The following is a 12,154-nucleotide window of genomic DNA, read 5'->3' as shown; positions in this document are numbered from 1 at the left end:
GCTAGCGGGAGCGGACCCGCCCGGCCACCCAGTCGATCTCCTCGGTGAGCAGGTCCAGGCCGTCGCCGACCGGCGCGTATCCGAGCCGCACGGCCGCGCTCGTGTCGAGCACGATCGGGTGCACGGACTGCCAGGGATGTGCGCCCCGCTCGGAGACAGATGCGTCGTCGAGCAGGTCGATCGTCCCCTCCCAGCCCAGCCTCGTAGCGATCGCCCGGACGATCTGCTCGGCGGACGGGGCGCCGGGGTCGGCGCTGTTGAGGATCCGCCGGCCGGGCAGCGCCGCGACAGTCTCGATGAGCGCGGCAGTGTTGGTGGCCGCAGTGAGGTGGTCGATCGACGTGCCACGACCGGCGAGCTCGATCCTCTTGTCGCCGCGGAGCATCATCTCGACCAGGGTGCGGGTGCGCGGGTTGCGTGCCCAGCGTCCGTGGACCTTGGACGGGCGGACGACCGTGACCGGGAGCCCGCTGTCCAGCGCCGCGTTCTCGGCTGCGACCTTGGACGGCGCGTAGCCCTCCCGGCTGAACGGGTCGACGTCGTCTCCCGCCGGCGGCAGCGTCGGCGTGCCCTCTCCGATCGGGACGGGGAACCGGGGCGGGGTGTCGCCGTTGATGTGCCGGCCGGCGGGGTCGAGGTAGACGGCACGGCTCGAGATGAGCACCGTGCTCGTCGCGGACGCCATCGCCGGCAGCAGCGCGCGGACATCGGCGCCGCGGTAGGCCAGCAGATCGACGAGCAGCTCGGCGCCGTCGCCGACGAGCGCGTTGATCGCTCGGACGTCGCTGCGCTCTATCTGGTGAAAACGGACACCGGCGGCAACTAGCTCGGCCGGCATCGAGGCGGGGTCGCGCCCGGTCACGTCGACCGTCCATCCGGCGTCAGCCAGCCTCGCGGACGTCGCCCCTCCGATGGCTCCGGTCCCGCCCAGCACGACTGCCCGCACGGTTGTTCTCCTCAGATGGCTGCCCGACGCCGGGCGTCCGCAGACTCTACGACACGGGTGCTCCTCCGGCACTCGCGCCGGGACTGAGGGCGTAGGGCATGTCGAAGGGCCGGCCCCGGATGGAGGGACCGGCCCTTCGGCGCTCGGAGGGAGAGGTGAGCAGCTACCCCTCCCAGGTCGTATGCGTCAGCTCTCGCCGCTCGCCCGGCGGCGCCGGATCAGGACCAGAGACCCACCGGCCAGGATCATCAGTGCCGCGATGCTGGCAGCAGCTGTCCACTCGGCACCAGTGACGGCCAGGTTCCCGTTGCCCGGGTTGGTCGTCCCGGTCGGAGCGGTGACGCGCACGTCATCCCAGCCGATGAGGTCGAGCGCTGGGGTGTACACCACGAGACGGTGGTCGCCCGGCGCTGTGCTCGCCGGGATCGTCACCGAGACGGTGCCTGCGGCGCTCACGGTGCGGGTGCCGAGGAGGACGGGGTCGGAGTAGAGCCACACCGACACTTCCCGTCCGGCGTGCACCGCCCCGACCGTGACGGTGATCGTCTCGCCCTGTGCGGCGACCGCCGGGACGGACACTTCGCCTCGGTTCGCGTCCGTGAGCTGGTCTCCGGTGAGCAGCGACTTCCCTGCAGGGTCCGTCGGTTCCGTGGTCGGGTCGACGGGGTTGGTCGGCTGGGAGGTCGGCTCGGTGGTGGGCACCGACGTCGGCTCCTCGGTCGGCTCCTGCGTGGGCTCCTCGGTCGGTTCCGTCACCGAGGTGTCCACCGTGAGCGTCTTCTGCATCGTGATGTTGTCCGAGGAGTTGCCGACGTAGACGGTGTACTCGCCGTCGAGGGTCGTCCAGTCGTCCGCGGCCGTGTCCCACACAGACAGGGGGTGGTTGGACGCAGTCGGGTCCACGGTGACCGTGATGGTCTTCTTCTCACCCGGGTTGAGCGAGACCTTGTCGAAGCCGACCAGGCGCTTGGGCGGCTGGTTCGCCTCCGCCGGGAGTCCGAGGTAGACCTGCCCGACCTCGGCGCCGCTGACCTGTCCGGTGTTCTGGACGCTGAACGTCACGTCGATCGGCGCGGTGCCGTCCGTCGACGGCGTGACGGCGAGTCCGGAGAGCTCGAAGTCGGTGTAGGAGAGCCCGAAACCGAAGGCAAAGGTCGGCTGCACGTCGTTGGCGTCGTACCAGCGGTAGCCCATCTCGAGCTTCTCGCTGTACGTCGCGGTGATCGGCAGCGGACCGGCGCCGTCAGGGTCGACCCCGGGGAACTGCTCGACGGTCGCGAACGCGGCCTCGCGCTCCTGCGTCGGGAACGTGATCGGGAGCTTGCCGGACGGGTTCTCGAGGCCGACGAGGAGGTTGGCGACGATGTTGCCGTCCTCCTGCGCCGGGTACCAGGCCTCGAGCACCGCTGGGACGTCCTCGAGCCACGGGAGCAGGACAGGTCCGCCGTTCTTGAGGACGACGACGGTGTTCGGGTTGGCTGCGACCACGGCTGCCACGAGGGCGTCCTGGTCGACCCCGTCGGTCACGGGCAGGGAGAGCGACGTGCGGTCGACGCCCTCCCGGGAGATGTCGCCGACCATGACGACGGCGACGTCGGAGCCAGCGGCCAGGGCGGCCGCCGCCGCGATGTCGGTCGCGTCGTTGTAGGTGACCTGAGCGAGGGAGCCAGCAGCGGCGAGGGCGTTGTTGAGGCCCTCCTCAGGGGTCACGGTGTAGGGAGACGTGACGACGATGGCGTTCGAGGGGCCCTGGGAGTTGAACTTCGCCTCGCCCGCAAAGGTCTTCGCGCCGATGAGCGCGACCGAGCTGAGCGCGGCTGCGTCGATGGGCAGCGTGCCGTTCTCGTTCTTGAGCAGGACCGAACCTTGTTCGCCGATCTCTCGCACGGCCGTGCCGTTGCGCTCGATGTCAGCGGAGGTGAGCGTGGTGAGGGAGTTGATCGGGTCGTCGAACTGCCCGAGGTCGAACATCACCGTGAAGCGACGGTCGAGCTGACGGTCGATGTCTGCGACCTCGATGGACCCTTCGGTGAGCGCCGCCTCGATCAACGTCGGGGTGAACCACTTGGGGCTCGCGAACTCGAGGTCGAGACCACCCTTGATAGCTGCGGCGGTGGTGTGCGTCGCGCCGCGGTCAGACATGACATACCCCTTGAACCCGAGGTCGTCGCGGAGCCAGTCGTTGAGGAGCTGGCCGTTCTCGCAGGCGTACACGCCGTTGAGGTGCGGGTAGGAGCACATGACCGATGCGAGGTTCGCCTCTTGGATCGTCATCTCGAAGGGGATCATGTACAGCTCGTGCATCGTCTGATCGTCGACGATCGTGTCCATGGTGTTGCGAGCGGTCTCCTGCTCGTTCGCGGCGAAGTGCTTGGCGACGGACTGGACCCCCCAGTCCTGGACCGCGTTGACCTGTGCGACCGCCATGACGCCGGCCAGGTAGGGGTCTTCCCCGAAGTACTCGAAGTTGCGTCCGGCCTGGGCGACGCGGCTGAGGTTGATCCCCGGGGTCAGGAGCACGTTGTGGGCGCTCGCGCGGGTCTCCTCGCCGATGATGTCCCCCCAGGCCTGCGAGACCGCCGGGTCGAAGGACGACGCCACGGTGAGGGCACTGGTGAGGCCGGTCGACTCGGGGGCGACGAGGCAGTCGCCGTTCCCGAACGGTCCGTTGGTCATCCGCAGGGTCGGGATGGACAGCTCTGGGATTCCCTCTACGTGGCGCCCCTGGGCGGAGAAATCGCATCCGGGGATCGTGGTGTTGGCCACCGGCTTCATGGCGATCTGCTGCATCTTCTGCTCGAGAGTCATCGCTTCGATGAGCAGATCGGATCGTTCCTCGGCCGAGAGCGAGGTGTTCATCCAGGGTTGGTCGGCCGCCGTGGCGGTGGTGGACACTGTGAAGCCTGCCGTGAGCAGCGCTGCTAGACCGACAACGAGCGTCGCCTGCATCTTCTGCCGTCTCCGTGGGGGGTGCGTCATGTCCTCAAATCTCCTTTGACTGGGGAAGTTCACGCGGTGAGCTACGCGACGTCGCGCGCTCCGTGCCCTCATTCAGTCCGGTGGCTCAGCCAGTGTCAAGCGGTTGCCAAGAGTTGTCGTGCTTACGTGCACGGCAGGTCAGATCTGCCCACAGGGCGAGAACGGAAGGGGGCGGGTCAGCCCGCCCGCAGCTGTGCGGTCCGGGCCGCGGGTCCCGTCGATCCGCGCAGGACCAGCTCAGCCGGCAGCTTCGCGGTCCGTGCGGCGACCGCCGACCTGTGCCCCGGTGATGCGGTGGCCTGCTCCTGCAACATCTCCACCGCCACGCGACCGAGCCGCTCGAGCGGGGTCGCGACGGACGTGAGCGTCGGCGCGGTGTGCGCGGCCTCGAGGATGTTGTCGTGACCGATGATGCTGACGTCCTCCGGGACGCGGACCCCCCGCCAGGTGAGCTCGCGCAGCAGGCCGATCGAGATGAGGTCGTTGTACCCGATGACGCTTGTCGTCGGACGCTCGCCGAAGGCCGTGGCGGCTGCCCGGCCGCCCGCCAAGGTCGGTGGGTAGGGCCCGATGCGACGGGCGCGGAGACGATGATCGGCCGCCGCTCCGCGCACAGAGGCCCATCGCATGCCGTCAGCCCAGGATGCCTCGGGTCCGGCGACATAGGTCACCGCGGTGTGCCCAAGATCCGCGAGGTGCCCAACTGCGGCCCGCATCGCACCGGCGGTGTCCGTGATGAGGCTCGGCACGTCCGCCATGGGCCGGTTGAGCAGGACGAGGGGCAGCCGGGCTGCGATCGACCGGATCGCGGCGTCAGACATCCGTGAGGTAGCGAGGACGGCTCCGTCGACCACACCGATCAGGCGTTCGAGCGCATGGCGCTCCAGCTCGCCCGACTCCTGGGAGTCGACGACGACGAGCAGCTGCCCCTTGTGCGCGGCGGCTCGCTGGGCGCTGCCCATGATCTGCAGGAAGAACGAGTTCGACAGGTCGGAGGCGACCAGGGCGAGCAGCCCCGTGCTGGTCGGGGTGCCCGGTCGCGGCGGCGGGGTGCGCCGGTACCCGAGATCGTCAGCGATCCGATGGATGTGCGCTGCGGTCTCGGCCCGGACCCGTCCCGGCCGAGAGAATGCCCGTGAGACGGTTGATGGGGAGACGCCCGATGCAGACGCCACGTCGTAGATGGTCGGCGAGGGTGGGTGGACGGGCGGCGGGAGGACGTCACCGTGCTCCATGGACAGAACATAGGCCAGTCTGACGCGGACAGCAACCGATTGCACAAAAGGCCGCCCCTCCGCCCTCCTCAGCCCTCGAGCAGCTTGCGGATCCGCTTCTCGCTGACTGGGCCGTTCGTGCCGAGCTGCTGGGCGAAGAGACTCACCCGGAGCTCCTCGATCATCCACCGAGCCTCGTCGAGGGCGGCCGCCCGGGCCGGGTCGACGCGGCCCGCCGCATAGGCCGCGCGGGCCTTGTCGTAGACCTCTTCGACGTCGTGCACCCGCCAGGCCAGCTCGGCGTCGCGGTTCGGGCTGCCCGCGGCCTTCTCCAGCCGGTACGACGCCGCGCGCAGGTACCGCACGAGGTGCGGCAGCTGAGCGGCCGGGGTCGCCGAGATGAACCCGTCGTAGACGAGCCCGCCCACGTGGTCGCGGATGTCGGCCAGGGTGTTGAGCAGTGCGAGCGAGTTCGCCGACCGGATCTCACCGTCGAGGGTGCGCGCCGCGGTGAGCGCCGCGACCACGTGCCCGACGACGTTGTGCACCTCGTCCTCGAGCCGCGCCTTCACCGCCGTCCGGGCCGCCGTGTACGCGGCCAGGTCCCGGATCGCTCCGGCCTCCGGGGTGAGGCTCGTGACGGCCGCGAGCTGGAGATCGGCGACGAGCGCCGCGGTGTTCTTGTACGGGCTGGCCGCGAGCGTCAACGACTGGGTGCCGCTCCACCGCGAGGTCACCCGCGAGGCCTGCATGGCCGTCTCGGTCAGCAGCAGCCGGCGCACCCCTCGGGTGTGCTCGGGCCCCTGGCGCGCGGCGTCGGCGAGGATCCGCAGCGCCACGGCGATCTGCGCGCCGGTCCGCTCCTCCACGAGCGCCGGGTAGCCGCGCACGACCATCCCGCCCGGCCCGGGTGAGTCGACCTGGGAGGGCAGCACGCCGTCGGGCAGGGTGGCGGGCGGGGTGGGCCAGGTGGTCAGCGGGCCGGTCTCGGCGAGGGTGACCCCCGTCGCGGCAGGCCCGCCCGAGGCCAGCGGTCCGCCCGGACCACCGTCGAGCTCGTCTGTCGTGCTCGAGTTCGTCTGTCCAGATGGACGAACTCGAGCAGAATCGACGACCTCGCCGCCCGGCGCGGCGGCCGAGGCAGCAGCGCTGGCGGCAGCTGCCTGGGCTTCGCGCAGCGCGGTGCCGACGGCACTCTTGACCGCCGACCGCACGGCGGCCTGGGACTGGGCGGCGAGCCGGCGCTGGAGCGCCACGAGGTCCTTGGACTCGTCGAGCACAACCTCCCCGCCCGGCCCGGAACCGGACCGGCCCCCACGCTCCTCGAAGACCCGGAACGTCATCCGCAGGTGGGCGGGCAGCTTCTCGCGGTCCCACGCGTCGGCGGGGATGTCCACGCCGCGCAGCGCCCGGACCGCCCGGGTGAAGGCGGACTCGAAGGACTCGGCCATGTCGCCGGCGCGGGTCACGTCTGACCAGCTCGGGCAGTTCTCGTGGAGCCAGGCGATCACGCCGCGGGCGACGTCCGGGGCCGGCACGAGCTGGACCCGCACCGGCTTGGGCAGGGACCGGATGGTCGCGGTGGTCAGCTCCTCGAGCAGACCGGGGACCATCCAGTCGAAGCCGTCCGGCACGAGGCGGTTGAGGACCGAGATGGGCACATGGACAGTCACGCCGTCCGCGTCGGTGCCCGGCTGGAACTGGTAGGTGAGCGGGAGCGTGAGGTCGCCCTGGACCCACTCCTGGGGGAAGTCGTCGGCCGAGATCGCGTCTGCGCCCTCGGGCACGAGCAGCTCGGCGGTGAAGGTGAGCAGCTCGGGCTCGGAGCGGCGGGCGGTCTTCCACCACTGGTCGAAGTGGCTGGCGGAGACGACCGAGTCGGGCACCCGCTCGTCGTAGAAGGCGTAGAGCGCGTCGTCGTCGACCACGAGGCCGCGCTGGCGCGAGCGAGCCTCGAGCTCGGCGGCCTCCGCGAGGAGGCGCCGGTTCTCGGCGAAGAAGTGGTGGTGCGTGGTCCACTCGCCCTGGACGAGGGCGTGCCGGATGAACAGCTCGCGGGCCTCTTCGGGGTTGACCTTGGAGTAGAGGACCTTGCGGTCGGCCACGATCGGGACACCGTAGAGCAGCACCTTCTCGATCGCCTGGGCGGCGCCCTGCTTGGTGGACCAGTGCGGCTCGGAGTACGTGCGCTTGACCAGGTGCTCGGCGAGCTCCTCGGCCCACTCCGGCTGGATCTTGGCGACGTCGCGGCCCCACAGCCGGCTCGTCTCCACAAGCTCGCCGGCCATGATCCAGACCGGCGGCTTCTTGGCCAGGCCCGAGCCGGGGAAGATCGCGAAGCGTGCGCCGCGGGCTCCGAGGTACTCGTTGCGGGCGAACTTCTTCGCCCGGCGGTCGGCCACGCTCTCGCGTCCCTTGACCGCCGACGCCTTGACCTCAGTGGCCTCCTGCATGCCGATCTGGGACAGCAGCCCGGCGAGCAGGGACCGGTGGATCGTGTCCCCGTCCCACGTCTGGCGCAGGTCGAGGTCCTCCTTGCCGGAGGCGCCGGCCGCGGCGCCCACCGTGTTGCCGGTCCCGTCCGTGCTCCCGGAGTCGCCCGCCACCCGCGGGGCGGGCGCGTTCATGACGATGCCGAGCGGCTTGGCCATCTCGCGCAGCTGCCCGACGACGTCCTGCCACTCCCGGATCCGCAGGAAGTTCAGGTACTCCGACCGGCACAGCCGCCGGAACGCCGAAGAGGACAGGTCCCGCTGCTGGGCGCGGGCGTACTCCCAGAGGTTGAGGTAGCTGAGGAAGTCCGACGTCGGGTCGGTGAAGCGCGCGTGCTGCTGGTCGGCCTGCGCGCGGAACTCGGTGGGCCGCTCGCGCGGGTCCTGGATGGACAGGGCCGCGGCGATGATCATCACCTCGCGGGCGGCGTGACGCTTGCCACCCTCGACGATCATCCGGGCCAGGCGCGGGTCCATGGGCAGCTGGGCCAGCGCGCGGCCGGTCTCGGTTAGCCGGGTGCCGCCGTCGGCGTCGGCCCCGGCCGGGGTCTTCGTGGACTCCAGTGCCCCGAGCTCGGTGAGCAGCTGCACGCCGTCGCGGATGGCGCGGGTGTCGGGCGCCTCGACGAAGGGGAAGCGGCCCATGTCGCCGGGTGAGCTCACCACCCCGACCGAGATCATCTGCAGCAGGACCGAGGCGAGGGACGTGCGCAGGATCTCCGGCTCGGTGAACTCGGGCCGGGACAGGAAGTCGTCCCCGGAGTACAGGCGGATCGCGACGCCGTCGGCCACGCGCCCGCAGCGCCCGGAGCGCTGGTTTGCGCTCGCCTGGGCGATCGGCTCGATCGGCAGGCGCTGCACCTTGGTCGCCTTGGAATAGCGCGAGATGCGAGCCGTTCCGGGGTCGACGACGTAGCGGATGCCGGGCACCGTCAGCGACGTCTCGGCGACGTTGGTCGCCAGCACGACCCGCCGGCCCGGGTGGGACTGGAACACGCGGTGCTGCTCGGCGGCCGAGAGCCGCGCGTACAGCGGCATGATCTCGATGTGGTCGGGGCGGCGGGCGTCCGTGGTCCGGGCGCCGAAGTGCCCGGACAGGGCGTCGGCGGCGTCGAGGATCTCGCGCTCGCCGGAGAGGAATACGAGGATGTCCCCGTGCCCGACGGCGCACAGCTCGTCGACCGCGTCGCAGATCCCGGTCATCAGGTCCCGCTCGCCGCCCTTCTTCGCCGAGGCGTCCTCGGGGGTCAGGGGGCGGTAGCGGATGTCGACGGGGAAGGTGCGCCCGGAGACCTCAATGACGGGGGCGAGCGGACGGTCGTCTGTCGGCCGGCCCTCACCGGGATCGGCGACGGGGCCACCCGGGGCGAAGTGCCGGGCGAAGCGCGCGGAGTCGATCGTCGCGGAGGTGATGATCACCTTGAGGTCCGGGCGCTGGGGCAGCAGCCGGGTGAGGTATCCGAGGATGAAGTCGATGTTCAGGCTGCGCTCGTGCGCCTCGTCGATGATGAGCGTGTCGTAGGCGAGCAGCTGGGGATCGCGCTGGATCTGGGCGAGCAGGATGCCGTCCGTCATGACCTTGACGAGGGTGTTCGCCGAGGACGTGTCGGTGAAGCGGACCTGGTAGCCGACGATCTCCCCGAGGGGGGTGCCGACCTCCTCGGCGATGCGCTCGGCGACCGTGCGTGCCGCGATCCGTCGCGGCTGCGTGTGGCCGATCTGCCCGGCGCGCCCGCGGCCCAGGTCGAGCAGGATCTTGGGGATCTGCGTCGTCTTGCCCGAGCCGGTCTCACCGGCGACGATGACCACCTGGTGGTCACGGATCGCCGCGGCGATGTCCTCGCGGCGGGCCGAGACCGGCAGCTGCTCGGGGTACGTGATGGGCGGCACGACGACGGCCGCGCGCGCCGCGGCGGCCCGCTCGAGGCGGGCGCGGTTGGGCTGGGCGCGGTCGGGCCTGCTGCGGTCTGACTTCTTGCGGCTGGTTCCTGTATCGCCGGACCTATCGCCGGTTCGTTCGCCGGTGCGCCCGCCACGGCCGCCGCGCCGACGGCCCGAGGACCGTGCCGATCGTTCAGGGGTCGCCGAACCCTCGGGTCCCGCGGGGGTGCTGCCGGGTTCGGGGTTCTGCGGTGCCGTGCTCACAAGCCACTATTCTCCCAGCCGCCGCAAGTTATTTCGCGGTTGGCCGGGTGGAGGAACGAAGGACCTAGTCCTTCGTGAACTGCATCGGGATCGCGAAGGCGAGGATCGAGACGAACAGACCGCCGCTGAAGATGTAGGCCGCGGAGCCCGGGTGGTCAAAGGCGATGGCCATGATGTACAGGCCGAGCGCGAACAGCGCGATCATCACGAAGGCAAAGACGGGACGCATAGGTGTTCCTCCAGTATCAAAGTCTGTACCAACGGTATCAGCGCTGCCGACAACCAGGGCTGGCGCAGCATGGCTAGGCTGGGTTGATGAGCGAATTGCGCGCCACCGGGGCCTTGGACGCCGCCGGGATCGAGTACACGATCCACCGTCACGGGCGAGTCTCCTCCCTTGCCGAGGCCGCGGCCGCACTCGGCGTCGACCCCGCGGGCATCGTCAAGACCCTCGTCGTGCGCCGCGGCGAGGACGACTATCTCCTGGTGCTCGTCCCCGGTGACCGGACGATCTCCTGGCCCAAGCTGCGCGCTCTCCTCGGCGTCCAGCGCCTGTCCATGCCCGACGCCGCGATCGCCCAGCAGGTCACCGGCTACGAGCGGGGGACCATCACGCCCTTCGGGGCGCTGCGGCCATGGCCGGTGATTGCCGACGAGCGCGTCCTCGGCCGTCCGGTGTCGATCGGCGCCGGCGCGCACGGGGTGGGTGCCACGGTCGATGGCACGGAGCTCGTCCGGGTGACGGGCGCGCAGGTCGCGGACGTCACGGAGGTCGCGGGCTGAACGACGGCGGCACGCGCCGCCAGGCACGTGCCGCCGTCGTGCCCCTGTCCTTGAGGTCAGGACCAGATGTCGTCCCCGCGCAGCGTGGCGTCCGCGCCGCCGTCGGCGTAGATCGTCTGGCCGGTCACGTGCGTGTTCTCCTCGCTGGTCAGCCAGGCGAGCAACTTGGCGAGCACAACAGACTCGGAGTGGTAGTTGAGCGGCATGGGGACGTGGGCGTCGACCATGTCGCGACCCTCCTGGGTCGCCAGGAGCTGGGTGGTCATCGCGGAGATGACCGTTCCCGGCGCCACGGCGTTGAGCGGGATCCCGGCTCCCGCCCAGGTCGCCGTGATGCACTCGCGGCGCACCCAGCGGCTCAGCGCGCGCTTGCTCGAGGGGTAGTTGAGGTATGCGGTGCCCGGACCCTCGTCGGCGAGCCGCTGGCCGATCTGCAGCGCGAGCGGCTCGTCGCCGGCGAGCAGCGCGTCGACCAGCTCGGGGGAGTTGGCCTGCAGGCTGGCCATCGAGGAGACGACGACGGCGCGCGGCGCGGCGCTCTTGGCGAGCGTGGGCGCGAGAGCCTCGAGGAGCTCGGTGACTCCGAAGTAGTTGACGGCGACCGTCAGGGGGATGGGGGCGGAGATGCCGGCGCACGCGATGACCGCGTCGATCGTCCCGCCGGAGAGCTCGATGGCCTTCGCGGCGGCGTCGGCGCGGCCGGCGGGGGTGCTGAGGTCGGCCTCGATGTCCGCGCCGCGCAGGTCGATGCCGATGACCCGCTCTCCGCGAGAGGTGAGGAGCTCGGCGGTGGCGGCGCCGATGCCGGAAGCTGAACCAGTGACGATGTATGTGCGACTCATCTTTTGACACTATGTCTGTCCGGCCGATCAGGCGCGGGTGCGTGTCGGATCTTTCGGATCAATCAGGAGTGACGTTGCGCTCAGTGCGCAACGTTCAGGATGTCGCCTCGGCGACGGATGCCTTGAGGGCGTCGATCTGGGTCGTCAGGGCGTCGATCGCCGACTGCACCTCAGGAGTCACAGTGTCACCGGCGGCGGAGGTGAGGTCTTTGAGCTTCTTCGACGCGTCGTCGAGCGCGGTCTGGGCGTCGGCCAGCTTCTGCTTGGCATCCGCGCCCTTTTCCTGGGCGTCCTCGAGGGCGGTCTGGGCCTGCTCGGCTGCGGACTTGGCTGCCGCGGCGGCCTCGGTCGCCTTGCTCTGCAGGGTCGCCGGCAGCGTGCTCAACTGGGTGCCGAGCGCCTTGGCGTCTCCGGCGATCGTCTGGACCTGGGACTTCGCGTCGGAGGCGAGCTGCTTGAGCTGCTCGGTCGAGATCGACACGTCGGGCAGGTTGGAGCATGCAGACAGTGTCAGCGCTCCGAGCACGACGACGGCGCTCGCGGCCAGGCGCGCGCGTCGCGAGGTCTGGCGGTCGGGGCGGCGAAGGAGGGTCATCCTCCTAGTCTGGCGGAACGGCCCCGAGTGATCACCCATACTGGGCGTGGACCGCGTGAAGATGGCGAAAATATCTCGCGCGAGCCGCGGTGCCTGCGCCAGACTGGTGCACATGTGGATCTGACCCTCGCCCGCGAATCTGTTCGTCCATCCCCTGA

8 protein-coding genes are annotated in these 12,154 nt (G+C 70.5%); 1 reads left to right on the top strand and 7 read right to left on the bottom strand.

The window, feature by feature from the left end; genetic code table 11:
* Nucleotide 1: 1 nt before the first annotated feature.
* From BLQ50_RS01595 to BLQ50_RS18500, 5 genes are all read right to left on the bottom strand, one after another.
* Nucleotides 2–946, bottom strand: coding sequence for an NAD-dependent epimerase/dehydratase family protein (locus BLQ50_RS01595; RefSeq protein ID WP_245700828.1), 945 nt, complete (start codon nt 944–946; stop codon nt 2–4).
* A gap of 186 nt (nt 947–1,132) precedes the next feature.
* Complete coding sequence (locus BLQ50_RS01590; RefSeq protein ID WP_175558978.1) at nt 1,133–3,925, bottom strand: beta-glucosidase family protein; 2,793 nt, start codon at nt 3,923–3,925, stop codon at nt 1,133–1,135.
* Nucleotides 3,926–4,101: 176 nt separating this feature from the next.
* Entirely contained in the window at nt 4,102–5,160 is a 1,059-nt protein-coding gene (locus tag BLQ50_RS01585; RefSeq protein WP_093180691.1) for a LacI family DNA-binding transcriptional regulator, read from the bottom strand.
* A 68-nt stretch (nt 5,161–5,228) separates the two neighbouring features.
* Nucleotides 5,229–9,776, bottom strand: a complete 4,548-nt coding sequence (hrpA, locus tag BLQ50_RS01580) for an ATP-dependent RNA helicase HrpA (RefSeq protein WP_093180689.1) — start codon at nt 9,774–9,776, stop codon at nt 5,229–5,231.
* 64 nt (nt 9,777–9,840) lie between these two features.
* Complete coding sequence (locus tag BLQ50_RS18500) at nt 9,841–10,005, bottom strand: hypothetical protein (protein ID WP_175558977.1); 165 nt, start codon at nt 10,003–10,005, stop codon at nt 9,841–9,843.
* Nucleotides 10,006–10,091: 86 nt separating this feature from the next.
* Between BLQ50_RS18500 and BLQ50_RS01575 the strand changes: the two genes are divergently transcribed.
* On the top strand, nt 10,092–10,559 hold the full coding sequence (locus BLQ50_RS01575) for an aminoacyl-tRNA deacylase (protein ID WP_093180687.1): 468 nt from the start codon (nt 10,092–10,094) through the stop codon (nt 10,557–10,559).
* 56 nt (nt 10,560–10,615) lie between these two features.
* Here BLQ50_RS01575 and BLQ50_RS01570 read toward each other — a convergent pair whose 3' ends face one another.
* Together BLQ50_RS01570 and BLQ50_RS01565 are read right to left on the bottom strand one after the other, a co-directional pair.
* Complete coding sequence (locus BLQ50_RS01570) at nt 10,616–11,401, bottom strand: SDR family oxidoreductase (protein WP_093180685.1); 786 nt, start codon at nt 11,399–11,401, stop codon at nt 10,616–10,618.
* A gap of 94 nt (nt 11,402–11,495) precedes the next feature.
* Nucleotides 11,496–11,996 (bottom strand): hypothetical protein, encoded by a 501-nt coding sequence (locus BLQ50_RS01565; protein WP_093180683.1) that lies wholly within the window; start codon nt 11,994–11,996, stop codon nt 11,496–11,498.
* Nucleotides 11,997–12,154 lie beyond the last annotated feature (158 nt).

This window comes from Sanguibacter gelidistatuariae (genome assembly GCF_900096585.1).
Lineage (GTDB): Bacteria > Actinomycetota > Actinomycetes > Actinomycetales > Cellulomonadaceae > Sanguibacter > Sanguibacter gelidistatuariae.
The sequence above is the reverse complement of the archived record's forward strand: the minus strand, read 5'-3'. Positions and strand labels throughout refer to the sequence as shown.